Below are 26375 nucleotides of genomic sequence, written 5' to 3'. Positions count from 1 at the left end.
CCGCGTGAGCGAAGCGGCAAGACACCAGTCGGCGCGTGCGCCAGGATTCGCGTTGCCGCCGCGGCAGCCGCAACAACAATCGCAGCGCAAGCGCGGCTGGCATGCGTGGCTGTTCGCAGCCCTGGCGCTGCTGCTGGTCGGCACGGGCATCGCCCTGGGCAACTGGCAACTGAATCGTGCCGCCCAGAAAGAGGCGCTGCAGGCCCGAATCCAGGCGCAGGGGCAACTGCCGGTGCTGGACCAGGCTGAATTCCTGGCCCTGCCGAAGCCGCTCGAGGCCCTGCATCGCCGCGTGCACCTGCGCGGGCTGTGGCTGGGCTCGCAGTCGGTCTACCTCGACAACCGGCAGATGCACGGCCTTCCGGGCTTCTACGTGCTCACGCCGCTGGCGCTGGAAGGCAGCAACGAGACAGTGATGGTCCAGCGCGGCTGGATCCAGCGCAACTTCAACGACCGCACAGCGCTCGAGCCGGTGGAAACGCCCAGCGGCCTGGTCGAAATCGATGCCGTCATCGCCACGCCGCCGGCGCACCTGCTCGAACTGGGCAAGGACGCGGCGGCACCGCAGGCGCAGGCCGATGCCGCGACTGCTCCCGCTGCACCGGCCACCGCCTCGGCGCCCGCCACCGTGGGGTCTTCGCCCATCCGGCAAAATCTGGACCTGGAAGCCTTCCGCACGCAAACCGGCCTGCCGGTGCGCACGGAGCTTTCCTTGCAGCAGGTCGGCAGCGCTTCCCAGGGGCTGCAGCGTGACTGGCCGGCCCCCGCACTGGGCATCGACCGTCACTACGGCTACGCATTCCAGTGGTTCGGCCTCGCGGCCCTCGTCGCAGTACTTTATGTCTGGTTCCAACTCATCGTCCCCTTCCGCCGCGCAAGGCGTTCGCGCCATGGCTGACGAGCCGCTGGGCCTGACGGTGCATTCCATGCCCACGCCCGAGCAGACGCTGGGCGTGGACGACGAGCGGCGAACCCGCTCGGGCCGCATCCGCATGCTGCTGGTGATGCTGGTGTGCGCGGCGCCGGTCATCGCCTCGTACTTCACCTACTACGTCATCAAGCCCAAGGGCAGCGCCGGCTACGGGCAGCTGATCGAGCCGCAACGTCCGCTGCCGGCCATCGCCGCCACCGCGGCGGACGGCAAGCCCGTCGAACTGCGTTCGCTCAAGGGCCAGTGGCTGCTGGTGGTGGTGGCCAAGTCCGGCTGCGACAACCTGTGCGAGCAGTACCTGTACCTGCAGCGCCAGCTGCGCGAAAGCCTGGGCCGCGAGAAGGACCGGCTGGACCGCGTGTGGCTCGTCAGCGACGACGCCCCGCCGCCCGCCCGCCTGGAGCCGGCGCTGCGCGGCGCCACCGTGCTGCGCGTGCCGCAGGCCCGGTTGGCCCAGTGGCTCGAACCCGCCCAGGGCCACCAGCTCGACGAGCACATGTACCTGGTCGACCCGCAAGGCAACTGGATGATGCGCTTCCCGGCCGGCATGGATGCCGCCGGCACCGCCAAGGCCAAGCGCGACATCGAGCGCATGCTGCGGGCCTCCGCTTCGTGGGACGAAGCCGGGCGATGAACACCATGGACGCACAGCCGCTCTACGACCTCGCACCGGTGGCCTGGCTGCTGGGCATGGGCGTGCTGCTGGCGCTCGGGCCGCTGTTCTGGGTCTGGCGCCGCCATGTGGGCGAGGGCGCTGGCCGGCGCCTGCAGGCGCTGACCGTGCTGACCCTGTTCCTCACCTTCGACCTGACCCTGTTCGGCGCCTTCACCCGCCTGTCCGATTCAGGCCTGGGCTGCCCCGACTGGCCGGGCTGCTACGGCAACGCCAGCCCGGTCGGCGCCCGCCACGAGATCGCCATGGCCCAGGCGGCGCAGCCCACCGGCCCCGTCACGCACGGCAAGGCCTGGGTGGAGATGGTTCATCGCTACCTGGCGACCAGCGTCGGCTTCCTGATCCTGGTGCTGGCCGCCGCCACCTGGGTGGTGCGGCGGCGCGAGCGCATGGCGCCGCGGGGCAACCACGCGAGGGCCCTGTCGGCATGGTGGCCGGCGGCCACCCTGGTGTGGGTGTGCCTGCAAGGCGCCTTCGGTGCGCTCACCGTCACCTGGCGGCTGTACCCGGCCATCGTCACCCTGCACCTGCTGGGGGCGATGGTGTTGCTGGCCCTGCTGTGCATCCAGGCGGTGCGCTATGGTCAGGCGGCGCAATCGCGCATGCCGGTGCCGCTGGCACCCGGCCTGCGTGCGCTGCTGTGGTTCACGGCCGGCGCGCTGGCCCTGCAGATTGCACTGGGCGGCTGGGTCAGCACCAACTATGCGGTGCTGGCCTGCACCCAGTTCCCCACCTGCCAGGACAGCTGGTGGCCGCCGATGAACTTCTCGCAGGGCTTCGAGATCTGGCGCGAGCTGGGCACGGCCAGCCACGGCGCGCCCATCGAGTTCGCCGCGCTCACCGCCATCCACTATGTCCACCGCCTGATGGCCTACGCCGTGTTCGCGCTCATCGGCCTGCTGGCCTGGCAGCTGCTGCGCCAGGCGCCGGCCCTGCGGGCGCAGGCGCACTGGCTGATCGGCCTGGCGCTCCTGCAGCTGGCCACCGGCCTCGGCAATGTGCTGCTGGGCTGGCCGCTGGTGGCGGCGCTGCTGCACACCGGCGGCGCGGCGGCGCTGGCGGTGGTGCTGACGTGGACGCTGTGCGAAAGCCGCCGCGCCCAGGCCACCGTGCCGGCCCGCCGCGCAGCCGGCCTGGCCGCCGGCAAGGTGGTCGAACCATGAGCACCGCCCGTCCGTTCCGAAAGTGCTCGCACGCGCAGCAGCAGCGCGCAGCACGGAGAGTTTTCAAGTGAGCACGCCCATTTCCGCGCAGCAGAGCCACGCCACGAGCGTGCTGCGCCAGTACTACGCCCTGACCAAGCCGCGCGTGGTGCAGCTGATCGTCTTCTGCGCCCTCATCGGCATGGTGCTGGCTGTGCCCGGCGTGCCGTCGTGGCCCGACGTGGTGCAAGGCGCCTTGGCCTGCATCGGTATCTGGCTGGTGGCCGCGGCCGCGGCCGCATTCAACTGCCTGGTCGAGAAGGGCATCGACGCCAAGATGAAGCGCACGGCCTGGCGACCCACGGCGCGCGGCGAACTGAGCGACTGGCAGGCGCTGGCCTTCTCCATCGCGCTGTGCGCGCTGGGGTCGGCGCTGCTGTGGTTCTCGGTGAACCCGCTGACCATGTGGCTCACCTTCGCCACCTTCGTCGGCTATGCGGTGATCTACACCGTGGTGCTCAAGCCGCTCACGCCGCAGAACATCGTGATCGGCGGCGCATCGGGCGCCATGCCGCCGGTGCTGGGCTGGGCGGCCATGCGCGGCGAGGTGGGGCCGGAGGCGCTCATCCTGTTCCTGATCATCTTCCTGTGGACGCCGCCGCACTTCTGGGCGCTGGCGCTCTACCGCGTGGAGGACTACCGCAAGGCGGGCCTGCCGATGCTGCCGGTCACGCACGGCAACGAGTTCACGCGGCTGCAGGTGCTGCTCTACACCTTCATCCTCTTTGCCGCCTGCCTCATGCCCTTCATCTACGGCATGAGCGGCTGGCTGTACCTGGTGGTCGCGATCGCGGTGAGCGTGGGCTTCACGGGCTATGCCTTCAAGCTGTGGCGACACTATTCGGACCAGCTGGCGCGCAAGACCTTCCGCTTTTCGCTGATCCACCTGAGCGTGCTCTTCGCGGCGCTGCTGGTGGACCACTACATCAAGTATTGAAATGAAGCACCCCCCATGCGGCTTCGCCGCTCCCCCCTCTCTCGCCTTCGGCGGGAGGGGGGCGCACCCAGCGGCCTGGCCAAGCCAGTTCCGCGGGTGCCCTGGAGGCTTCGCTGCGCTCGCCGGCTGGACGCTCGTTTCATGCGTCGCGGGGGCGCGCTGCGCCATGGATAACGGGTAACCAACGCAACCAATGCCACCGACGCAACGGGGAAGGACCGAGACCAAGATGACGATGAACAAGCGCGACGTGCTCAAGCTCCTGGCCGCAGGCTCCACGCTCGGCCTGGCCGGCTGCATGCAGGCCAAGCAGAGCTTCAAGGCGGTGGACATCACCGGCGCCGACTACGCCAAGGACTTCTCGCTGAAAGACGCCAACGGCGCCACTCGCACGCTGGCCGACTTCAAGGGCAAGGTGGTGGTGCTGTTCTTCGGCTACGCGCAGTGCCCCGACGTGTGCCCCACCACCATGACCGAGATGGCGCAGGTCAAGCAGCAGCTGGGCGCCGACGGCGACAAGCTGCAGGTGGTCTTCATCACCGTCGACCCCGAGCGCGACACGCCCGAGGTCATGAAGGCCTACATGGGCGCCTTCGATCCCAGCTTCGTCGCGCTCATTCCCTCGCCCGAGCAGCTGGCTGCGGTGGCCAAGGACTTCAAGGTCTACTACAAGAAGGTGGAAGGCAAGACGCCCACCAGCTATTCGATGGACCACTCGGCCGCCAGCTACGTGTACGACCCGCAAGGGCGCCTGCGCCTGTATGCGCGGTACGGCTCGGGCGTGCCGCCCATGGTGGAAGACGTGAAGACGCTGCTGCAAGGCTGAGGCTGGCCGGAGCATGCCCGCAGCAGCAGCAGGCCATCTCGAACACCTGAAGTCGCGCAAGGGCGCCTTCCGCATCGCGCTCATCGCGCCCGAAGTGCTGGAAGGCTTGAGCCTGGGTTTGATCGAGACCGTCAACCTCAACGAATTCCTCGCGCTGGACGTGGCACGGCTGGCCACGCAGGTGGCCCATCACATCGGCCTGGACCCGCAGGCCGAGCGCCTGCTCGATACCCTGGCCATGCTGGGCGCCTTCAAGCCGATGCAGCGCCACGGCCATGTGGCCCGCGCGCTCTACGACCTCGCGGCGCTGCATGCCGAGCGCGACGCGGTGGCGCACCGGCTGGCCACGCATGCCAGCGACGTGGCGCGCTGCTGGGCCACGCAATGGGTGATGCTGTCGGGCCTGCCGCTCGCGCGGCAACTCGAAGCGGTGCGGCGCTTTGCCGCTGACCCGCATTTCGGCGTGCGCGAATTCGCGTGGATGGCGGTGCGCGATGCGGTGGGCGCGGCGCCCGATGAAGCCGTGGCCTTGCTGCAGCCCTGGGCACTGGACGCCGACCCGAACATCCGCCGCTTTGCCAGCGAGCTCACGCGTCCGCGCGGCGTGTGGTGCGCGCAGATCGAGGCCTTCAAGCGCGAGCCGTGGCGCGCGCAGCCGCTGCTGGAGGCGCTGCGCGCCGACCCGAGCCGCTACGTGCAGAACTCGGTGGCCAACTGGCTCAACGATGCGAGCAAGTCGCAGGGGCCGTGGGTCGATGAAACCTGCGAGCGCTGGCTGCGCGAGAGCGACGTGCCCAGCACCCGCTACATCGTCCAGCGGGCGCGGCGCACGCTGCGCAAATCCGGCGCCTGAGAGAAAAAGCCGCTCAGGCGGGGGTGCGCTGCTGGAACAGCAGCCGCACGGCCAGCGCGCCCAGCACCATGCCCATCACCTGGTTCTGCAGCTTCATCCAGAACCGGTTGCCGGCAAACCATTGGGCGATGCCGGCGGCGCACAGCGTGACCAGCAGGTTCACGGTGGCGCCGATGGCGATCTGCGTGCCGCCCAGCAGCAGGCTCTGGCCCAGCACCGAGCCCGACTCGGGCGTGATGAACTGCGGCAGCACCGACAGGTAGAAGATCGCCACCTTGGGATTCAGGATGCTGGTGAGCAGCCCCATGGTGAAGAGCTTGCGCGGCGACTGCGGCGCGAGGTCACGCGCCTCGAAGGGCGAGCGGGCGCCGGGGCGCAGCGCCTGCCACGCGAGCCACAGCAGGTAGAGCGCACCGGCGATCTTCAGCACCTCGTAGCCCAGCGGCACCGCCATGAACAGGGCCGTGAGGCCCAGCGCGGCCGAGCACATGTGCACCGTGAAGCCCAGCACCACGCCGAACCACGACATCACGCCGGCCGCGCGCCCCTGGCACAGCGAGCGGGAGATCAGGTAGATCATGTTCGGCCCCGGGGTGAGGGCCATCAGCAGTGCGGCGCCGAAGAAGAGGATGAAGTGCGAGGTGGAGATCATGGGCAACCTGCAAAGTCACTCGAACATACAGGGGCCGGACGGGCGCCGGCAGATACAGATCCAAGAAAAAGGCCCGCAACAGCGGGCCTTTTCAATTGGAGCTCAGGGCCTTCAGGCGGTGGCCAGCGCCGCCGGGCGCGACAGGCGCAGCGCATGCATCCAGGCGCGGCGCAGCACGGCGGGCGAGCGCGACTCTTCCGGGATCAGCAGGAAGCCGCGGTCGCGCAGGCTGGCGCCCAGGTTCAGCTGGCTGGTCATCACCGTCAGCGGAATGGCCAGCAGCAGCGGCAGGCCCACGGGCATCAGCCACATCAGGGCGCTGGCGTCGATCAGGGCGATGCCCAGGGCGAAAGCGCCCACCACCAGGCTCATGGGCGCCAGGGCGCGGGTGGCGTCCTTCCAGCCCACGGCAGCTGCTTCCCGCGGCGGCGACTTCCATTCCAGCTTGATGCCGGTGATGGCCACCACCACGAACAGCGAGTGAGCCAGCATGCGAACGGGTGCCTGCACGATGGCCATGGCGCTTTCCATGAGCGAGCTCTTCACCAGGCCCCAGAAGCCGCCGTACTGGCGCTGTTCGCCGCGCATCAGGATGGCGGCCACGCCCAGGATGCGGGGCAGGAACAGCAGGCACAGGGTCCAGGCCCAGAGGGCGGCCAGTTCCATGGGCAGCACATGCCAGTCGCCGATCAGGTTCGAGCCGGCCAGCCACAGGGTGGTGCCCAGCGTCAGGAAGGCCAGCCACAGCGGCGCCGAGACATAGGCCATGGTGCCGGTCACGAACATCGCGCGGTGCACCGGGTGGATGCCGGGCTCGGCCATCAGGCGGGCGTTCTGCAGGTTGCCCTGGCACCAGCGGCGGTCGCGCTGCAGCTCGGCCAGCAGGTCTGGCGGCTGCTGCTCGTAGCTGCCCACCAGGTCCGCCACCAGCCACACGTGGTAGCCGGCGCGGCGCATCAGCGCGGCCTCGACGAAGTCGTGGCTCATGATGCCGCCGGACATGCCGCCCTTGCCCTTGATGGGGGCCAGCGCGCAGTGCTGCATGAAGGGCTCGACGCGGATGATCGCGTTGTGGCCCCAGTAGTGCGATTCGCCCAGCTGCCAGAACTGCATGCCCAGCGTGAACAGGCGCCCCGTCACACGGGAAGCGAACTGCTGTGCGCGGGCGTGCAGCGTCACGTGGCCGATGGCCTGCGTGGCGGTCTGGATGATGCCGGCGGTGGGGTTGGCTTCCATCAGCTTGACCATGGAGGTCAGGCAGTCGCCGCTCATCACCGAGTCGGCGTCGAGCACGACCATGTAGCGGTAGTCCTTGCCCCAGCGGCGGCAGAAGTCGGCCACGTTGCCGGCCTTGCGGTGCGTGCGGCGGGTGCGCAGGCGGTAGTAGACCTCGACCTGCGGCTGGTTCGGGTTCTCGGCCAGCGCGGCGCGCAGGTCGGCCCAGGCGGCGCGCTCGGCGTCGGCCACGCCGCTCTGGTAGCTGTCGGAGAGCACGAACACGTCGAACTGCTTCGCGTGGCCGGTGGCGGCCACCGATTCGCAGGTGGCGCGCAGGCCGGCAAACACCGTGGCCACGTCCTCGTTGCAAATCGGCATGATGATCGCCGTGCGTGCCTCGGGGTTCATCGGGTGGTTGGCCACCTGCTTGGCCGACAGCGAATGCTTGTCGCCCCGCACCGAGACGTAGAAGCCCATCAGCGCCGTGACGAAGCCGGTGACGACCCAGCCCGACAGGATGGCGTACAGCGCGATCTGGCCGTATTCCAGCAGGGCGTTGTCGTAGGTCGGCTGGATGCTGGCGAACAGCGTGGCGGCCAGCACCGTGCTCAGCACGGCCAGCAGCATGAAGATGTTGCGGCGGGTCGCGGCGGCGCGTTGCCAGGGTTGCTTGGCTGCTTGCGGCGCCGTGGCGGCAGCGGCCTTGCGTCCGCCGCCGGCACCGAGGCGCACCAGCAGGCCGGTGCCGATGCTGTTCCAGAAGCCGCGCCAGGGGCGGGGCGTCATCGAGCCGCGGTTGATGGGGGGCGCCGTCACCGAGTTGGGATGGCGTTCTTCGCGCAGCGCGGGGCGGGAAGCAACAAAGTCGCTTTCGCCCAGCACGCGCAGCTGGGAAAATTCATTGGGCTTCATGGGGGCGGATCCTCAGAAGGCCTGTTTGTCGCGCACGGGGGTGTCGCCGATTGCGGGAAAGCGCTTGAAGACGCTGTCGGGCGCCATCCCGTGGCCAGCTTCGAGGGAGCCGGACAGTTGGGTCGCCGCGCGTGGCCGCGAGGGCGAAACGTGCTTGTGGCGCTGGCCGAGCTGGGGCGAGCGCGTGGCGAAAGATGGGCTGGAAAGAGAATTCATGCGGGCTATAGGGCAATCCCCGTGCCAGCGCGAAAAAACTCTTTCAAATCAAAGGCTTGGGCCGATTTTGAATGGCGACTTCGCCGCCCGGGCGGGTTTTGGCCCCCAAAACCGATGATTTTGTCGCCGCATCACGACAAGCCCATGAGGACCAAAAATTTTGTCCTTTTAAATCAATGACTTAACTGTGTCGCTCGTCAGCGACGCCGTCGGTGGGCCCCTGCGAACCGTCGGATTTGAAGGACCCCGGCGTGAGCTCGTGCTTTTGCAGCAGGCGGTAGAACTCGGTGCGGTTGCGGTCGGCCAGGCGGGCCGCGTCGGCCACGTTGCCGTCGGTCAGCTTGAGCAGGCCCACCAGGTAGTCCCGCTCGAAGCGCTGCTTGGCCTGTGCGTAAGTCTGCACTTCCACCGTGGGCACGCGCAGCGCTCGCTGCACCAGCGCCAGCGGCACCAGCGGCGAGGTCGACAGGGCGCAGACCTGCTCCACCACGTTGTAGAGCTGTCGCACATTGCCGGGCCAGGGCGCGGTCGCCAGGGCCTTCAATGCCTCCGGGGCGAATCCGGAAAGCCGCTTGTTGTACTTGCCCGCCAGCCGCTGCAGGAAATGGTTGGCCAGAAGCGGAATGTCCTCGCGCCGCGCCGCCAGCGACGGCAGGTTGAGCGTCACGACATTGAGACGGTAGTACAGGTCTTCGCGGAACTGCCCTTCCGCCATGGCCACGTCCAGGTCGCGGTGGGTGGCGGAGATGATGCGCACGTCCACCTGGATCGACTGGCTGCCGCCCAGCGGCCGAACCGCGCGCTCCTGCAGCACCCGCAGCAGCTTGACCTGCAGGGCGGGCGGCATGTCGCCGATCTCGTCCAGCAGCAGGGTGCCGCCGTCGGCCTGCTGGAACAGGCCCTTGTGGTTGGCCACGGCGTCGGTGAAGGCGCCCTTCATGTGGCCGAACAGTTCGGACTCCAGCAGGGCCTCCGGGATGGCGCCGCAGTTGACCGCCACGAAGGGCTTGTCGGCGCGCGCGCTGGCCTTGTGGATGGCGCGCGCCAGCATTTCCTTGCCGGTGCCGCTGTCGCCGCGCAGCAGCACGCTGGCGTCGGACTTGGCCACCATGCGCGCCTCGGCCAGCAGTTCGGCCATGCGGTTGCTGCGGCTGACGATGTCGGAGCGCCAGTTCTCGTCGCCCGCGCCCTTGGCCGGGCGCGCGGCAGGTGCCGCCAGCGCCAGCGCCTGGGCGATCTTGTCGAGCAGCTCGCGCGCGTCGTAGGGCTTGGTGAGGTAGCCGAACACGCCGCGTGCCGTGGCCTCGACCGCATCGGGAATGGTGCCGTGCGCGGTGAGCAGGATCACCGGCAGCGTGGGGTGGTGCTGGCGGATCTCGTCGAACAGCTGCAGGCCGTCGCGCCCGGGCAGGCGCACGTCGCTGAGCACCAGCTGCGGATGCTCGATCTCGAGCTGGGTGAGTGCCGATTCGGCCGAGGTGACGGCCGTGACCTGGTAGCCGGCGCCGGTCAGGCGCATCGACAGCAGGCGCAGCATGTCGGGGTCGTCATCGACCACCAGCAGCCGGGCGCCGCGTGCTTCCTGCTCGGAACTCATGGTTTGCTGCCGTTGGGCGCCGGCATGCTCGGTACCGGCGGATGGTTGCTGGGACGGGAGAAGCTGCGCTCGATGGCGCGCAGCGCCTCCAGGCGGTCGTTGAGCTGGTCGATGCGGCGCTGGCTGTCCTTGAGCTGCTGGGACTGCTTGTCGCGCTCGTCTTCCACGCGCCGCTGTTCGCCGTAGCGGGCCGAGAGCAGGCGTGCCAGCGGTGCCAGCTGCTGCGCCTCGGGCGCCTGGTTGGCGGCCACGCGCTGCAGCAGGCCCTGGGCGCGCACCAGGTCGGCGCCCTGGCGGGTCTGGGCCAGCGCCAGCGCGAGCTGCACCTGTGTCAGCGGCACTTCGCCGGGCTCGCCCAGCCGCGAGATTTCGCCGGCCAGCTCGGGCGGGCCGAGCGTGCGCACCTTGTCGCCATAGGCCAGGGCGGCGGCCACCGGGCCGGAGGTGGCGGCGATGAAGTTGATGGCCGGCTGCGTGGCCGGCGCGTTGGGCTCGGCCTCGACCGGCACGACCGGTGCGGGCAGGTTCTGCACCACGGGTGGCGGCGGCACGTTCGTCGAAGGTGCGGGCCGCGGCGCGGTGGAGGTGGCGCAGCCGGCCAGCAGCCAGGGCACGGCAACGGCCGCGGCCCAGGGCAAGACGTTTCTGCGGACAGACAGGATCGACATGAAAACCAGGAAAGGGGGACGCTCTAGGGGAAGGTCAGGCGGTGCGCGGCAATTCGATGCGAAAGCGGGCACCTGGACCGTCGGCCAGCAGTTCGACACGGCCGCCATGGGCTGCAATGTACTCCTGCACGATGGAAAGACCGATTCCGGTGCCCTTGACCGCGTGCTCGGGCTGTCTTTCGCCGCGGTAAAAGGGTTCGAAGATGCGTTCGCGGTCGCCCTCGGCAATGCCCGGGCCCGCATCGCAGATGTCGATGCGCGCCACGCCCGGCGCGGACGACACGGTGAGCGTGATGAGCCCGCCGCGCGCCGAGAAGCGGATCGCGTTGGACAGCAGGTTGGCAACGGCCGTGCTCAGCTTGGTCCGGTCGGCGGTGACCTGCAGGTCTTCGCCTTCGCCGCGCACCACCAGGCCTTGCGCCTGCCACTGAAGGCGCTGCGCATAGATCTGCTCTTCGATCAGCGGCAGCAGCGCCACGCGCTCGCGGTTGAGCTGGCGCGCCTCGAAGGCGGCGGCATTGAAGCGCAGCAGCGCTTCGATCTGCCCCTGCAGCGACACCGTGTTCTGCTGCAGGATCTGCGCGACCTCGCGCTGGGCGGGGTTGAGCGAACCGGTCACGCCTTCTTCCAGCAGCGACACGCCCTCGCGCAGCGCCGCCAGCGGCGTCTTCAGCTCGTGCGACACGTGGCGCAGGAAGCGCGCCTTGTCGGCGTCCAGTTCGGTCAGGCGCAGGCGCAGCCATTCGAGCTGTTCCGACACGCGGCGCACGTCGGCCGGGCCGCGAATGTCGATGGGCTCGTCCAGCCGGTTCTCGCCCAGGCCGATGATGGCGCGCTCCAGCCGCTTGAACGGCCGCGCCAGCCACACACCGAAGCCCAGCGCCAGCGCCACCGCCAGGCCGCTGGCGGCCAGCACCTCGCGCATGAGGCGGGTGCGCGCGCTTTCGATGCGCTCGGCCAGCGCCTTGTTCTGCGCCTCGATGAGCAGCTGCGCCAGCTGCGCGATCTGCGTGTTGTTGCCGTCCAGGTCGCGAAACTGCAGCGCCATGCTGCTTTCGCGCGCCAGCGCCGTTTCCTGCGGGCCGGTGAGCAGCGATTCGATGGAGCCGATCTGCTTGCGCCATTCGTCGGCGGCCTCCACCGGCAGGCCGTTGGCCACCAGCCGGTCGATGGCGCCGTGCGCATCGCGCGCCGCGTCTTCGAAGCGGCGGCGCAGCACGCCGTCGTTGAGCACCAGCGACTGCCGGCCGGCGCGCTCCATGGCCGCGCTGCGCTCGGCCAGCGACTGGGCCGAGCCCGACAGGGTGAGGGCGCGCGCCGCGGCATCGCGGCTTTGGGTCATGAGCGCGTCGTACTGGAAGATCGAGCGCAGGGCCACGCCCACCAGCAGCGCGGTGAGCAGCAGGAAAGCGAAGAGCAGCAGCTGCTGGAAGGAGCCGCGTGCCGATTTCAGCTTGCCCATCAGGCGGCCAGCGCCTTGCCGGAAGCCTGCAGGCCGTCGCCTTCGCGGGTGGGCACCTCGCCGGCCAGCGTGTAGGCCATGGAACGGGTGATGCGCAGATCGATCATCTGCCCCGCGAGGCGTGCATCGCCCGCGAAGTTGACCACGCGGTTGCACTCGGTGCGGCCCATCAGCATGCCCTCGCCGTGCTTGGCGGCGCCTTCCACCAGCACGCGCTGCAGCGTGCCCACGCGGCTCTCGCCAATGCGCCTGACGTTGTCGTCGATGGTCTTCTGCAGCGTCTGCAGGCGCGCGAGTTTCACTTCATGCGGCGTGTCGTCGTGCAGCGCCGCGGCCGGCGTGCCGGGGCGCGGGCTGAAGATGAAGCTGAAGCTGGCATCGAAGCCCACGTCGTCGATGAGCTTCATCATCTTGCCGAAGTCGTCCTCGGTCTCGCCCGGGAAGCCGACGATGAAGTCGCTGGACAGCGAAAGCTGCGGACGGATGGCGCGCAGCTTGCGCACCGTGCTCTTGTATTCCATGGCGGTGTAGCCGCGCTTCATGGCCATGAGGATGCGGTCCGATCCGTGCTGCACCGGCAGGTGCAGGTGGCTCACCAGCTGCGGCACGCGGGCATAGGCCTCGATCAGGCGCGGCGTGAACTCGTTGGGGTGGCTGGTGGTGTAGCGGATGCGCTCGATGCCGGGAATGTCGGCCACGTATTCGATGAGCAGGGCGAAGTCGGCGATCTCGCTCGTGTCGCCCATCTTGCCGCGGTAGGCGTTCACGTTCTGGCCCAGGAGCGTCACCTCGCGCACGCCCTGGGCCGCAAGGCCCGCCACTTCCACCAGCACGTCGTCGAAGGGGCGGCTGACTTCCTCGCCGCGGGTGTAGGGCACCACGCAGTAGCTGCAGTATTTGGAGCAGCCTTCCATGATGGAGACGAAGGCGGTGGCGCCCTCCACCCGCGCGGGCGGCAGGTTGTCGAACTTCTCGATCTCGGGAAAGCTGATGTCCACCTGCGGGCGGTCCTGCCGCTCGCGCTGGGCCAGCAGCTCGGGCAGGCGGTGCAGGGTCTGCGGGCCGAACACCACGTCCACGTACGGCGCGGGCGATGATGGCGTCGCCCTCCTGGCTGGCCACGCAGCCGCCCACGCCGATCTTCACGCCCTTGGCCTTGAGGTGCTTGACGCGGCCGAGGTCGGAGAACACCTTCTCCTGCGCCTTCTCGCGCACCGAGCAGGTGTTGAAGAGGATGAGGTCGGCCTCGTCCACGTTCTGCGTGGGCTCGTAGCCCTGCGCGGCGTTCAGCACGTCGGCCATCTTGTCCGAGTCGTACTCGTTCATCTGGCAGCCGAAGGTTTTGATGAAGACTTTCTTGGTGGTCATGCGCGTGCCCGTGGGTGGGGTCGGTGGGCGATCAAAAAAAATGCGGGCACGCAGGGCATCGTCCGTGACCCTGCGTGCGGGTGCCGGGAACGCCAATGGCCGCGGGCGGCCGGCGTTCCGTTCGAGGGCTTGGGCCTACTGGCCGTAGCCCGGCAGCTGGTTGTAGGGCGTGTTGCCGTCGTCGCGCGGGCCGGTGTTGCTGCTGTTGGCGACGAAGGGCCAGAAGTTCAGGAAGGGGCGCTCGGCGCCGGCGCGCCGGGTGGCGGCTTCCTCGGCGCTCAGGATCCACACCTGGTTGACCATGCCAGAGGTGGCTTCCCGGGTGTAGTTCACCACGTAGCTCTGGCCGACCAGCGAGGCCGGCGCCGCGAGCATGCGCTGGGCGCTTTGCACGCGCACGCCCGGCGACAGCCGGGCCGGCTGGCCGTCGAGCTGGATGGCCGGCGGCACGCCGAAGGCGATCTGGCCGCGCAGGGCGTTCACGGGGAAGACGCGGCCGCCGACGGCGGCCTCGGGCTGGCCTTGCAGGGCGTGGTCCTGCGCCTGGGCAGCGGGCAGCTGCAGCAGCATGAGGGCAGCTGCGGCCGTAACGAAAAGGGTCTTGCTGGAAGGAATGGCGGGGCAGCGGTTCATGGGGTATATCCAGAGGCTGAACAGACGATTTTACGAGACGGGCCGCGGCCCCGCGCCCTGCGCCGAGGCCATTTGCTTTACTTATCTTTACGGAAGGCATAGACGCGCGAGGCTCCGCGCTGGTCCAATAGTTGCCTTTGGTAACGATCTGAGTGTCGGCCCAAATCAGCCCCGCGTCGCCCCCTGTTGTTGTTATTTGCCCCATGAAGAAAAAAGTCGTCCTGCCCTTGCTGGCTGTTCTCGTCGTGGGGGGCGCTGCCTCCTGGTGGTGGGGTGCGCGCCAGGCAGCGACGAGCGTGGCGGCCCAGCAGCAGCAACCGGCGAGCGGCGGGAATGGCGCCGCGGGTGCCAGCGGCGCGCCCGCCCTGGTGACCCTGGCCCAGGTGCGCAGGCAGGACGTGCCGATCACCGTGCAGGTCAACGGCAGCGTGGTGTCGCTCAACAGCGTCGACCTGCGCCCGCAAGTGACCAACACGGTGCGCGAGGTGCACGTGAAGGAGGGCCAGTTCGTCAAGGCTGGGCAGCTCCTGTTCACGCTGGACGAGCGGGCCGACCAGGCCAACCTGGCCAAGGCGAAGGCCCAGCAGCTCAAGGACGAGGCCACGCTGGCCGACCTGGAGCGCCAGTACCGGCGCAACCAGGAGCTGCTGGCGCAGAACTTCATCTCCAAGAGCGCGGCCGACGCCACCCTGTCGCAGATGGAGGCGCAGCGCGCCGCCGTGGCGGCCGACAAGGCCGCGGTGCAGGCGGCGCAGGTGTCGCTGAGCTATTCGACCCTGCGCGCGCCCATTGCCGGGCGCATCGGCGCGGTCAACATCTATCCGGGCAGCCTGGTGCAGCCGACGGGCTCGCTGCTCACCATCACGCAGCTCGACCCGATCGCGGTGAGCTTCCCGGTGCCCGAGGACAAGCTGCAGGACCTGCTGGCCGCCGCCCGCGGCCATACGCCGGTGCGGGCCGTCGTGCCGGGGCGCAAGCCGGTGCAGGGCACGCTCGATTTCGTCGACAACACGGTCGATCCGCAGATCGGCACCGTGCGCGCCAAGGCCGTGTTCGACAACGCCGACCAGACCCTGTGGCCCGGCCAGTTCGTCGAGACCCACGTGACGGTGAGCACGCTGAAGGATGCCACCGTGATCCCCGCCGCCTCCGTCATGCTCCTGGCCGACGGCAGCTCGGTCTACGTGGTGGACGAACAGCGCACCGCGGCCCGCCGCAAGGTGGAGGCGCTCTACACCTTCGGCACCCAGGTGGCGGTGAAGGGCCTGCAGGCCGGCGAGCAGGTGGTGGTGGAAGGCAAGCAGAACGTGCGGCCGGGCGGCAAGGTGCGCACCGATGCGCCGGCGCAGCCCGCGCAGCCGGTATCGCCGGCCGGCGGGCCGGCACCTTCGCGCGGCCCCACCGGGCCCGGCGCCGCGTCGGCGGCGCCTGACGCTGCAGCGGTGGCGCGGAGCCGCGCATGAACATCTCCGAGCTGTGCATCCGCCGTCCGGCCATGACGGTGCTGCTGTCGTGCGCCGTGGTGGTGATGGGCATCTTCGCCTACCTCAGCATCCCGGTGGCGGCGCTGCCCAGCTACAACACGCCGATCATCAACGTCTCGGCCCAGCTGCCGGGCGCCAGCCCCGACACCATGGCCTCCTCGGTGGCGCTGCCGCTGGAAAAGCAGTTCTCCACCATTCCGGGCCTGTCGACCATCAGCTCGGTGAACACGCAGGGCACGAGCTCCATCACGCTGGAGTTCGTGAGCACGCGCGACATCGACGCCGCCGCGGTCGACGTGCAGGCCGCCCTGCTGCGCGCGCAGCGCCAGCTGCCGGCCGAGCTCACGCAGCTGCCGTCCTACCGCAAGGTGAACCCGGCCGATGCGCCGGTGCTGCTCATCGCCATGACCTCGGAGTCGATGACGCCCGCGCAGCTCAACGACTATGCCGAGAACCTGGTGTCGCCCACGCTGTCCACCATCGACGGCGTGGCCCAGGTGCTGGTGTACGGGCAGAAGCGCTTCGCGGTGCGCATCAAGGCCAATGCCGACCTGCTCAACGCACGCAACATCACGCTGGACGAACTGGCCAGCGCGGTGCGCCTGGCCAATGCCAACACGCCGGTGGGTGTGCTCGACGGACCGCGCCAGACGCTCACCATCCAGGCCAACCAGCAGCTGCTCAAGGCCGACGAGTTCAAGAAGCTGATCATCGGCCAGCGCGGCGGCGCGCCGGTGCGGCTGGACGAAGTGGCCACGGTCGAAGACAGCTACGAGTCGATCAAGACCGCCAGCAGCTACAACGGCCAGCGCTCCATCACGCTGGCGGTGCAGCGCCAGCCCAATGCCAACACGGTACAGGTGGTGGACGCGGTGCGCGCGCTCATTCCGCGCTTCCAGGCGCAGCTGCCGCAGTCGGTGGAGATCCATCCCATCAACGACCGCTCGGTGTCCATCCGCGAGGCGGTGCACGACGTGCAGCTGACCCTGCTGGGCACCATCGCGCTGGTGGTGATGGTGATCTTCCTGTTCCTGCACCGGCTGGTGGCCACGCTCATCCCGGCGGTGACCATCCCGATCTCGCTGGTGGGGGCGGTGGCGCTGCTCTACGCCTTCGGCTACAGCCTGGACAACGTGTCGCTGCTGGGCATCACGCTGGCCGTGGGCCTGGTGGTGGACGACGCCATCGTGGTGCTGGAAAACATCATGCGCTACGTCGAGAAGGGCATGGAGCCGATGGCGGCGGCGCTGCGTGGTGCGCGCGAGGTGGGCTTCACCATCATCTCCATCTCGATCTCGCTGGTGGCGGTGTTCATCCCCATCTTCTTCATGCCGGGCGTGATCGGCCTCCTGTTCCACGAGTTCGCGGTGGTGGTGGCGCTGGCCGTGCTGGTGTCGGCCGTCGTCTCGCTCACGCTGGTGCCCATGATGGCCAGCCGGCTGCTCAAGCACACGCCGCGCGAAGGCGTCGACCCGCATGCCGACGATCATGAAGAGCATCACCCTGAACCCGGTACCGCCGTGGGGCGCGTGTTCGAGCGCGGCTACCGCTTCGTGCATGCGACCTACATGCGCACGCTGGACTGGTCGCTCGGGCACCGGCCGCTGATGCTGCTGCTGGCCCTGGGCACCTTCGTGCTCACCGGCTGGCTGGCGGTCGCCATGCCCAAGGGCTTCTTCCCGGAAGAGGACATCGGCCAGATCCAGATCACCACCGAGGCGGCCGAGGACATCTCCTTCCCCGCCATGCTGTCGCTGCAGGACCAGGTGGCGCAGGCCATCAGCGACGATCCGAACGTGCGCGACGTGAGCTCGTTCGTGGGCGTGGGCGGCCCCACCGCCACGCAGAACAGCGGGCGCCTGTTCGTCGTGCTCAAGCCGCGCCGCGAGCGGGCCTCGATGGCGCAGGCGCAGGAGTCGCTGCGCAAGCGCTTCCGCGAGATTCCGGGCATTGCCGTGTACATGCAGCCCACGCAGAACCTGCGCCTGGGCGGGCGCGCCAGCAAGGCACGCTACCAGTACACGCTGCAGAGCGTGAGCGCCGGCTCGCTCGGCGAATGGGCCGGCAAGCTGATGGACCGCATGCGTGCCGACCCGGCCTTCCGCGACGTGACCAGCGATTCGCAGAACCGCGGCCTGCAGGCCACGCTGGACATCGACCGGGACAAGGCCGGCGTGCTGGGCGTGGCCATCGGCGACTTGCGCACCGCGCTGTACAACGCCTATGGCGACCGGCAGATCGGCAGCATCTACGGGCCGAGCAATACCTACCAGGTGATCCTGGCCGCGGCCGACAGCGATCGCCAGTTCGAGGACGACATGGCGCGCCTGTCGGTGCGCAACAAGGCCGGCCAGCTGGTGCCGCTCTCAGCCTTCTCGACCGTGCGCCGCACCGTGGGGCCGACGGCGGTGAACCACCAGGGCCAGCTGCAGGCCGTGACCGTGTCCTTCAACCTCGCGCCCAACGTGCCGCTGGGCGACGCCACCGGCAAGATCGACCGCTTCACGTCGGAGCTGAAGATGCCGGCCGACATCATCACCAGCTACGGCGGCGACGCGGCCGTGTTCCAGAGCTCGCAGGGCAGCCAGGCCGCGCTGCTCATCATTGCGGTGCTGGTCATCTACGTGCTGCTGGGCGTGCTGTATGAAAGCTACATCCACCCCATCACCATCCTGGCCGGCCTGCCCTCGGCGGCGGTGGGCGCACTGCTGTCGCTCAAGCTGTTCGGCTTCGACCTCACGCTGATCGCGACCATCGGCATCCTGCTTTTGATCGGCATCGTGAAGAAGAACGCGATCATGATGATCGACTTCGCGCTGGAGGCCCAGCGCACGCAGAACCTGACGCCGGTGCAGGCCATCCGCGAGGCTTGCCGACTGCGTTTCCGCCCCATCCTGATGACCACGCTGGCCGCGCTCACGGGCGCGCTGCCGCTGGCGCTGGGCCTGGGCGCGGGCGCCGAGCTGCGCCAGCCGCTGGGCGTGGCGGTGGTGGGCGGCCTCATCTTCTCGCAGGTGATCACGCTCTACATCACGCCGGCGATCTACCTGGCGCTGGACCGGTACAGCGGCAGCGGGCCGCTGACCGACCTGCCGGACGCGCACGCGCGCGCGGCCTAGGGTTCGATCCCCGCCGGCTTCAGCGGCTCGGTGCAGTTCGGGCAGCGCAGGCTCAGACGCTGCCCTGCGACCCGAGCCGGCGATCCAGGGCTGCCATCCGGGCCGCCGCCGAGAGGCGCTGCGACGAGGCGTCCATGGGCACGGTCTTCGGCGCCGCCGGCAAGGCGGCCGGCTGCGCCGCATGGATGGCCACCGCCCAGCCGCAGGCGGCCTCGAGCAGATGGCGCTGCGCGGCCAGCAGGGTGGAGGTGTGGTCGACGTCGGGCCAGTGCTCGTAGCGCACCCGAGACAGGAAAGCCGGTTGGCCCAGCCCCTGGATCACCTGCCGGCCGCGGTCCACCGGAACCACCGAGGCCGTATAGACCAGGTAGACGTCCACGCCGCGGTCGACCAGCCCCTTCATGTCCCGGAGGAACTCATGCGGCTGGTATCCCGTCGTGTCGGCCGTCAGGATGCCGGTCTCCTCGGTCGAGCGAGGTGTCGCGCGACCGAGGGCGCGGGCCAGCGCCCGGCGGCGCGCCTGCGGATCGAGCGGCGACTGCAACCAGGCCGTCCAGTCGGTCCAGGCAGCGAAGCTGCGGCGGATGGCCGGGTTGACGGCAAAGGCGGCCAGCCTGCGCAGCTTGCGCTCGGCCCGCACGGCGGGGGTGAGGAAGGTGTAGCCGTCCAGCATCATCAGCCCGACCACGCGCGGGTCTGCCACCGCCAGCGCCATGCCGTTGACCGCACCCGAGCAGATGCCGATGACGATGAAGCGCTCCAGCCCGGTGGCCGACTGCAGCTGGTCCAGCGCGGCTTTCATGTCCACCAGCGCCTGCTGGCGGAAGTCGTTTTGCGCTGCCGAAGCGCGGCTGTCGCCCACGCCGGAAATGTCGAAGCGAAGGCTGGGAATGCCGGCGGCGGCCAACCGGCGGCCCATCTTCACGTTCAGGCGCCGTGGACCGATGCGGTGGTTCACGCCCACGTTGAGCAGCAGGCAGCCGACGCGCACGGCCGCGCCGCCGTTCGGGATGGCGAGAACGCCGACCAGGCCCTGTTCATGGCCGAAGCACAGCGTGGATTCATTGATGTCCATGGATCTCGCTCATCATCTTCTGCAGCGCTTGCGCCGGGACCATTTCATTGTTGGCAAAAGGATTGGATGTCCAGATTAGCGGATGCTGGAACGTCGTGCAGCCGATGGTGGCTCCGGGAGACTGGGCCCGGGCTCGCGCGGCCCAGCGCGGCGCGTCGTGGTCGCCTGGCGGCGCCATCAGGCTCAGTTGCAGGCCCGGTGCCAGCGGGTCGCCGAGTTCGGGCGCAAGGGCGAGCAGCTGGCGCTGCATCGGCTTGGAAATCGCAAAGCCCAGGCTTTCGCCGGCAAAGGCGAGCGGGTCATTTGCGAGCGCGCGGCGCCAGCCGGGGTCGGGAATGATGAAGGCCTGCTCCAGCTCGTCCACCTGGGCACGGCCGAGCTCTTGCAGATAGCCGCGGCCGTCGAAGACGGTGTCCCACAGCACCAGGCGGCTGACACCGGGCGCCGCTCCTGGCGCGGCCAGCAGAGCCAGGCGTGCGCCCAGGCGGGCGCCGAACCAGACGGAGTGCGCCGCGCCGCTGCGGCGCAGCAGCTCCTGCTGTGCGCAGACGATGTCCTGAGCCCAGCCTTCGAGATCGCCGTCCTCGTCGTCGCCTTGCGAATCGCCGGTGCCGTAGTAGTCGAAGCGAAGGACCGCCACGCCTTGCCGTGACAGCCGGTCGGCCAGCAGCCGATAGAAGCGGTGCGAGCGCATCGCCTCGTGGCCGAAGGGGTTGCACAGCAGCGCGGCGCGGCCGCTGGCGCGGCGTGGATCGGCCGCATGAAAGAAGCCGGCGAGCTCGCGTTGTGCGGAGCCGAAGCGAATGGGAGTCATGGGCCGGGAGTCAGTGCCGCGTCGCGGCGATGTGAGGTGGATGCCTGCGCCGGCGGCAGCAGGCGCGCCAGGGCGGCCACGGCACCGAACTGCGGCAGGTCGACGGAATGCAATGCGGCGCGATGCGCGGCCCAGGCCACCGTGCGTGCCTGGGCGTTCAGGCCGGTGGCCACCCGGCTGGGGCCGGAAAAGCCGCTGCCGAGCGCCTTCAGGCAGGCTTCCTTGCGCGTCCAGCCCAGCAGGAAGGCGCGGCTGCGCGCGGGTTCCGGCAGGGTCCGCAGCTCGTCCGATTCATCGGGCTCGAAGTTGGCACCCGCGAGTTCGGCCGCATCGGACATCGGGCGCAGCACTTCGATGTCCACGCCGATGGATTCGCCGGTCACGCACTCCGTGCGGATGGCCACCAGTCCGAGCCCGTGGCTGTGGCTCATGTTGAAGGCCGGAGCGCGCGGCGCCGGCAGCCAGGGCTTGCCAAACGGCCCGTAGGCCAGCGCCAGCGATGGCGAGGGCCGGCCGGTGCATTGCGACAGCAGGCGCCGCAGAGCCGCACGTCCAGCCAGAAAGCGCTCGCGGTCGCGCGCGAAGGCGAAGCGGCGCGCGCGGGCATGCTCGTCGGGGGAAAGAAAGCCCAGCTCGCCGGGCGAGAGCGGCAGGTCCAGATCCACAAGCCACAGCCGGCAGTTCTCGATGGTATCGAGCGGCAGAATGCGGTCGGGCTTCATCGCTTGTGGCGGCGGGGGCTACTTGCGGCCCAGCGCTGCGGAAATCACCCGGCCGAACAGGCCGCGCCGGCCAGCTTCGGCGTCGGCCGATGGCTGCGCGGCGGCCGCCTTGCCCGCCAGCATCCCGACACCGGACGACAACTGCGCCAGGCTTTCGAACACGTAGCGCCGCGCCTCCACGCGAAAGCCCAGCGCCTGTTCGGCCTGCTGGACTGCGCGCATCGCCAGCAGCGAATCGCCGCCCAGATCGAAGAAGTTGTCGGTGGGGTGGATGTCGTTCACATCGATGCTCAGCACGCTGGCCCAGATCTGCGCCAGTTGCGCCTGCTCGGGCATGAGCAGCACTTCGTCGCCGGCCGCGCGCTGCGCCGCTGCGCGGGCTTGCTGGGTCCGGGCCGGCGTGCCGCTGCTGTCGCCCTTCAGGCGGCTGAGCACCTGCGCGGCCGCGGAGCCGGCAGGATCGGAAAGCTCGGCCACCGTGGCCTGCGGCATCTGCGCCAGCTTGTGCAGCAACTCGAGGAAGCGGGTGCGAAAGGCCTCGCCGGTCTCGGGCAGGTAGATGTCGGCGTTGTAGATGATCGCGCCTTCGATGCCATGCGGCTTGTCCATCAGCCACAGCCCCAGGTCGTCGGTGGCGCCGCGCTGGCGCAGGTGGATCTGCTGATGCCTGAGGCCGGCGCTGAAGTCGCTGGGACGTTCGCGCGCGTCCTGGAACGAGAACAGCGCGTGGTACAGGCCCGCGCCCTGGTTGCGGGCGCTGACCTCGGGTTCTGCGCTGACGCGCTCGAACGGGATCTGCTGGTGGCTGGTGACCGCCATCAGTTCGTCCTTGACGTAGCGCAGGTAATCGAAGAACGGCAGCGAGCCGTCCGCATGCAACTGCACCAGCAGCAGGTTGGTGAAGAAGCCCATCACGCTTTCCAGTTCGGGCGCCTCGCGCCCGCGCACCGGCACGGCAATGACGACCTCGTCGGTGTCGATCGCCCGGGCCATCATCAGGCTGTAGACGGCCATCGCCAGCATGTTGAGCGTCGCGTCGTGCTGCCGCGCCAGGGCGCGCAGCTGCTGCGCGGTGTCGCGCTCGATGCGGATCCAGTGCGGACGGCCTTCTCCGCTCACACCGATGCCGCGGGGCCTGTCGGTCTGCGCGGCCACAGGCACGGGCGCCTGTTCGAATCGCTTCTTCCAGAAACGCAGCTGGCCTTGCGCCTCGTCTTGCGCAAGCCATCGGGCATACCACTGCGCGTAGTCGCCGTAGGTCACGGCGAGCGGCGGCAGCTTGTGGGGCTCGCCGCGCAGCAGGGCGCCGTAGATGGCCGCCAGTTCCATCTGCAACAGGTCGAAGGACCAGCCGTCCCAGATCAGGTGGTGCGGCACGAAGGCAAAGGCATGCTCCTCGTTGCTGACCTTGAAAAGTGCCACACGGAACAGCGGCGCCTGGTGGACGTCCATGGACGAATCGGCCACGCGCTGCATCTCTTCCAGCAGGCGGGCTTCGCGCTCCTGGGCAGGCAGGCCGCTCAGGTCATGCAGCGGCATGTCGAAGTCCACCGTTTCGGCGATGGACTGGATGCCGATGCCATCGGCGTCAATGTCCATGTAGGTGCGCAGCGTCGGTTGCCGGCGCACGATTTCGCTGAATGCGGCGCGGAACTTGTCGACGTCGAACGGTCCGGTGAAGCGATGGCCAGAGGGCGCGTTGTAGACAGGCCGGCCGGGATGCAGCTGCTCCATGAAACGGATGCGTTCCTGCATCGGCGTCATCGGCGCGTGGCGCCGGCCTTCCTGGCGCACCAGTGGATCTCGCCGCGGCGCGTTGGACGTGCGTGCAGCCGCGAGCGCACGGGCCAGCTTCTCGGCGGTGGGCGCTTCGAACAAGGTGCGGAAGGGCAGCTGCAGATTCAACTCGCGGTTCAGCCGTGCCGTCAGCCGCGCCGCCAGCAGCGAATGCCCGCCATGCGCGAAGAAATCGTCGTCGACACTCAGGCCGGGCAGGTTCAGCACATCCTCCATCATCCGCAGCGCGACGCGTTCGTCCTCATTGCGGGGCGCGACGCGCTGGGCGGTGCGCTTGGCGGCCTGGCCGGCTTCCGGCGCGGGCAGCGACTGGCGGTCGAACTTGCCGCTGGCGAACAGGGGCAGCGACGCGAGCGGCACGAAGTGCTGCGGAATCATGTAGCCGGGCAGCATGCGGCCCAGGTGGGCGCGCAGCTCGGACACATCGGGCATGGTGCCGCGCGGCACCACGTAGGCGACGATGCGCACGTCGCCCGGCTGGTCTTCGCGGGTGATCACCACCACCCGCTCCAGGTCCGGGTGGGTGGCCAGGTTGGCCTCGATCTCGCCCAGCTCGATGCGATAGCCGCGGATCTTGATCTGCTGGTCCGTGCGGCCCTTGCATTCCACCAGGCCATCGGCGCGCCAGCGGCCCAGGTCGCCGCTGCGGTACCAGCGCCGCTGCGGGTCGTCGGCGGTGGGCGCGGGAAGAAAGCGTTCGGCCGTCAGTTCCGGCCGGTTCAGATATCCCTGCGTGACGCCGGCGCCGGAAATGAAGATTTCGCCCATCACACCGATCGGCAGGGGGCGCTGCCTGGCGTCCAGAATGTGCACTTGCGCATTGGCCACCGGCTTGCCGATGGGCACCAGGGGCGGGATCGGCTCCTCGAGCCGATGGAAATTGGAGAACACGGTGGTCTCGGTCGGCCCGTAGCCGTTCCACAGGCTGCCCACGCGTGGCAGAAGCTCCCGGCCCAGCTCCGGCGGCAACGGCTCGCCGCAGCACACCGCCAGCATGTCGCTTCGGCCCTGCCAGCCGGCGGCCAGCAGCAGTCGCCAGGTGGATGGCGTGGCGCCCATGCAAGTGATCTGTTCGCGCTCGATCAACTCGCGCAACTTGTCGCCGTCCTTGGTGGTCGGCCGATCGGCAATGACGATGCGCGCACCCAGCGTCAACGGCAGGATGTCCTCGAACACCGAGAGGTCGAAGGACAGCGTGGTGACGGCCAGCATCACGTGGTGCGGCTGCACGCCTGGCATCGTGCGCAGACCGGCCAGCAGGCTCTGCACCGTGTGGTGCGGCACCTTCACGCCCTTGGGGCGGCCGGTGGAGCCCGAGGTGTAGATGACGTAGGCCACGTTGTCGGCGCGGCCGGCTGGCGGCGGCGCCTCGGCACTTGGCGTGACCTGCGCCGCATGGATGGTCGCGCGCCCCGTGGCCTGCCAGCGCTCGAGCGTGCTGTCGTCGCCCACGATGTGGCGCAGGCCGGCATCCTCGGCCATGAATGCCAGGCGCTCCATCGGGAAGGTCGGGTCCAGCGGCACGAAGCCGGCGCCCGACTTCAGGATGCCGTAGAGCGCCACGATCATGTGTTCGCTGCGGTCGCAGCACAGGCCGACCAGGTCGCCTGCGCCCGCACCGCGTTCGCGAAGCTGCAAAGCCAGTGCGTTGGCACGCTGCTGCAGTTCGCCGTAGGACATCTGACGGCCGCCGCAGCTCAGGGCCACGGCCTGTGGCGCGCGGTCGGCCTGCGCGTCGAACAGGGTTTCGATGCGCGCATTGGCGTCGAACTCGGCCCGGGCGCTGTTGAAGGCGGCCAGCATCGCCTCTTCCTGGGCGGTCGGGGCGAAGGCGGCAGCGGCGCTGATCGCCGGATCGGCTGCGCAGCGGTCCAGCGCCTCGCAATACAGATCCAGCCAGCGCCGGATCGTGGAGGCGCCGAACAGGTCGCTGTTGTATTGGCACTCCAGCACCAGCGTGCCATCCACCTGCACGATGTTCAGGAAGATCTCGGAGTTCTCGAAGCGGCGGGGGTTGGCGTGCACCCGCACCTTGAGGTCGGCATCCGACATCTCGGGCGTCGCAATGCCGGCTTCGACGTTGAACATCACCGGCACCAGCGGCACGCGGCTCGGATCGCGGGCGATCTGCAGGCGCGCCAGCAGGCTGCCGAAGGTCATCTTCGAATGCTCCAGGCCGTCGAGCAGGGCGGTGCTGGCATTGCGTACCAGTGCGCCGGCGTCTTCGTCCATGTCCACCGCCAGGCGGACCGGAAGCAGGTTGACGCAGTGGCCCACCAAGCCCTCCTGGCCCTCGGCCAGCTGGCCCGCCACCGGAATGCCCAGCGCCAGGTCGCTGTGACCGCCCAGCCGCCCGATCAGGCCGGCGAACACGCCCAGCAGCGTCGCGAACAGGGTCGCCCCCTGGCTGGAGCCGAAGCGCCGGACGCGCTCGAGCCTTTGCGCGCCGAACACCACGTCCTCGCGGCGCGACGCGAAAGTGCGCACGGCAGCGCGTGCGCGGTCGGTCGGCAGGTCGATGGTCGGCACCGAGCGGTCGTACTTGGCGATCCAGTAAGCCTCGTCCTGCGCCTGCTCGCGAAGCGCCCCGGGCTGGGCCAGGGCGAAGGCATAGTCGGCAAAGCCCGGTGCAGGTGGCAGGTCGGCGGCGGGTCCGCTTCTGTAGAACTGCATCAGTTCACTGGCAATCACTCCGAACGACCATCCGTCGCACACGATGTGATGGGTTGCCAGGATGAGTTCGTGGCTTTGCGGTCCCAGCTTGACCAGCGTGGCGCGGATCAGCACGTCACTGCCCAGGTCGAAGGGGCACATGACGGCATCGTCGCGCTGCGCCTGAACGCCACTTTCGCGCGCCGCCGCGTCCAGGCCCGAGAGGTCGATGTGCTGCAGCGGCACTGTCACCTGACTGGCCACATAGAGTTCGGTGCCTTCCGGGCCGATGCTGGAGCGCAGTGCTTCATGCCGGTCGACCATGAGCTGCAGTGCGAGCTCCAGCGCGCCGACGTTCAAGGGGCCATCCAGAAACAGCGAAATCGACTCGTTGTAGGCCAGCGAAGCCTCGGGCGACAGGCGATCTGCCAGCCAGATTTCGCGCTGGGCTTCGGTGGTCGGCACGACCCGCTGGACCTCGTTGGCGCCGAAGGGGTCGTAGTCGACGGATTCGGTGTCGGTCAGCGGAGGCAGGGTCATAGTGTTCATGGGTTGCTCTTCACG

The 26375-nt window shown here is 69.2% G+C and carries 18 protein-coding genes and 1 pseudogene; 8 read left to right on the top strand and 11 right to left on the bottom strand.

Going from position 1 to position 26375, the window contains the following annotated elements:
* Positions 1-52: 52 nt before the first annotated feature.
* The 6 genes from VSO01S_RS02380 to VSO01S_RS02355 all read left to right on the top strand — a co-directional run bounded on the left by VSO01S_RS02380 (position 53) and on the right by VSO01S_RS02355 (position 5422).
* A complete protein-coding gene (locus tag VSO01S_RS02380; protein WP_153305106.1) occupies positions 53-898 on the top strand; it encodes an SURF1 family protein in 846 nt (281 codons plus the stop codon).
* Positions 891-1565, top strand: coding sequence for an SCO family protein (locus VSO01S_RS02375; protein WP_245684085.1), 675 nt, complete (start codon positions 891-893; stop codon positions 1563-1565). The genes VSO01S_RS02380 and VSO01S_RS02375 overlap by 8 nt, the downstream gene beginning before the upstream one ends.
* 5 nt (positions 1566-1570) lie before the next feature.
* Positions 1571-2767: a COX15/CtaA family protein gene (locus VSO01S_RS02370; RefSeq protein ID WP_068640258.1), complete on the top strand. Its 1197-nt coding sequence runs from the start codon at positions 1571-1573 to the stop codon at positions 2765-2767.
* A 67-nt stretch (positions 2768-2834) separates the two neighbouring features.
* On the top strand, positions 2835-3743 hold the full coding sequence (gene cyoE, locus VSO01S_RS02365; RefSeq protein ID WP_068640194.1) for a heme o synthase: 909 nt from the start codon (positions 2835-2837) through the stop codon (positions 3741-3743).
* Positions 3744-3978: 235 nt separating this feature from the next.
* The gene (locus VSO01S_RS02360) at positions 3979-4569 is read left to right on the top strand and encodes an SCO family protein (RefSeq protein WP_174544701.1); all 591 of its coding nucleotides are present in this window, start codon (positions 3979-3981) and stop codon (positions 4567-4569) included.
* Between the two features lie 13 nt (positions 4570-4582).
* Positions 4583-5422 carry a DNA alkylation repair protein gene (locus VSO01S_RS02355; protein WP_068640192.1) on the top strand — a complete coding sequence of 280 codons (840 nt, stop codon included), beginning with the start codon at positions 4583-4585 and terminating at the stop codon, positions 5420-5422.
* Positions 5423-5435: 13 nt separating this feature from the next.
* Here the strand turns inward: VSO01S_RS02355 and VSO01S_RS02350 are convergent, their stop codons facing one another.
* The 7 genes and pseudogenes from VSO01S_RS02350 to VSO01S_RS27830 form a co-directional block, all read right to left on the bottom strand.
* Entirely contained in the window at positions 5436-6074 is a 639-nt protein-coding gene (locus VSO01S_RS02350; RefSeq protein ID WP_068640191.1) for a LysE family translocator, read from the bottom strand.
* Between the two features lie 111 nt (positions 6075-6185).
* Positions 6186-8204 (bottom strand): glucans biosynthesis glucosyltransferase MdoH, encoded by a 2019-nt coding sequence (mdoH, locus tag VSO01S_RS02345; RefSeq protein ID WP_068640190.1) that lies wholly within the window; start codon positions 8202-8204, stop codon positions 6186-6188.
* A gap of 397 nt (positions 8205-8601) precedes the next feature.
* Positions 8602-10017 (bottom strand): sigma 54-interacting transcriptional regulator, encoded by a 1416-nt coding sequence (locus VSO01S_RS02335; protein ID WP_068640188.1) that lies wholly within the window; start codon positions 10015-10017, stop codon positions 8602-8604.
* Complete coding sequence (locus VSO01S_RS02330; protein WP_306301701.1) at positions 10014-10655, bottom strand: hypothetical protein; 642 nt, start codon at positions 10653-10655, stop codon at positions 10014-10016. The genes VSO01S_RS02335 and VSO01S_RS02330 overlap by 4 nt, the downstream gene beginning before the upstream one ends.
* A 64-nt stretch (positions 10656-10719) precedes the next feature.
* Entirely contained in the window at positions 10720-12147 is a 1428-nt protein-coding gene (locus tag VSO01S_RS02325; protein ID WP_068640186.1) for a sensor histidine kinase, read from the bottom strand.
* Positions 12147-13515: pseudogene (gene miaB / locus VSO01S_RS02320) on the bottom strand (tRNA (N6-isopentenyl adenosine(37)-C2)-methylthiotransferase MiaB). The gene VSO01S_RS02325 and the pseudogene miaB overlap by 1 nt, the downstream one beginning before the upstream one ends.
* A 135-nt stretch (positions 13516-13650) precedes the next feature.
* The gene (locus VSO01S_RS27830) at positions 13651-14148 is read right to left on the bottom strand and encodes a hypothetical protein (RefSeq protein WP_174544699.1); all 498 of its coding nucleotides are present in this window, start codon (positions 14146-14148) and stop codon (positions 13651-13653) included.
* A 203-nt stretch (positions 14149-14351) separates the two neighbouring features.
* Here VSO01S_RS27830 and VSO01S_RS02310 point away from each other — a divergent pair, with 203 nt between their 5' ends.
* Complete coding sequence (locus tag VSO01S_RS02310; protein WP_174544698.1) at positions 14352-15611, top strand: efflux RND transporter periplasmic adaptor subunit; 1260 nt, start codon at positions 14352-14354, stop codon at positions 15609-15611.
* Positions 15608-18751 (top strand): efflux RND transporter permease subunit, encoded by a 3144-nt coding sequence (locus tag VSO01S_RS02305; protein WP_068640184.1) that lies wholly within the window; start codon positions 15608-15610, stop codon positions 18749-18751. Before VSO01S_RS02310 ends, VSO01S_RS02305 begins: the two co-directional genes overlap by 4 nt.
* A 52-nt stretch (positions 18752-18803) precedes the next feature.
* Here VSO01S_RS02305 and VSO01S_RS02300 read toward each other — a convergent pair whose 3' ends face one another.
* From VSO01S_RS02300 to VSO01S_RS02285, 4 genes are read right to left on the bottom strand one after another with little or no spacing between them, the layout of a single operon-like run.
* Complete coding sequence (locus tag VSO01S_RS02300) at positions 18804-19826, bottom strand: alpha/beta fold hydrolase (protein ID WP_068640183.1); 1023 nt, start codon at positions 19824-19826, stop codon at positions 18804-18806.
* Entirely contained in the window at positions 19813-20640 is an 828-nt protein-coding gene (locus VSO01S_RS02295) for an alpha/beta fold hydrolase (protein ID WP_068640182.1), read from the bottom strand. The genes VSO01S_RS02300 and VSO01S_RS02295 overlap by 14 nt, the downstream gene beginning before the upstream one ends.
* Positions 20637-21362 carry a 4'-phosphopantetheinyl transferase family protein gene (locus tag VSO01S_RS02290; RefSeq protein WP_068640181.1) on the bottom strand — a complete coding sequence of 242 codons (726 nt, stop codon included), beginning with the start codon at positions 21360-21362 and terminating at the stop codon, positions 20637-20639. The genes VSO01S_RS02295 and VSO01S_RS02290 overlap by 4 nt, the downstream gene beginning before the upstream one ends.
* Before the next feature lie 18 nt (positions 21363-21380).
* Positions 21381-26360, bottom strand: a complete 4980-nt coding sequence (locus VSO01S_RS02285) for a non-ribosomal peptide synthetase (protein ID WP_084241633.1) — start codon at positions 26358-26360, stop codon at positions 21381-21383.
* Positions 26361-26375: the final 15 nt, after the last annotated feature.

It is taken from the genome of Variovorax soli NBRC 106424 (assembly GCF_001591385.1).
GTDB classification, from domain to species: domain Bacteria; phylum Pseudomonadota; class Gammaproteobacteria; order Burkholderiales; family Burkholderiaceae_C; genus Variovorax; species Variovorax soli.
Note: the sequence above shows the minus strand (reverse complement) of the source record. Positions and strands in the feature narration are given on the sequence as shown.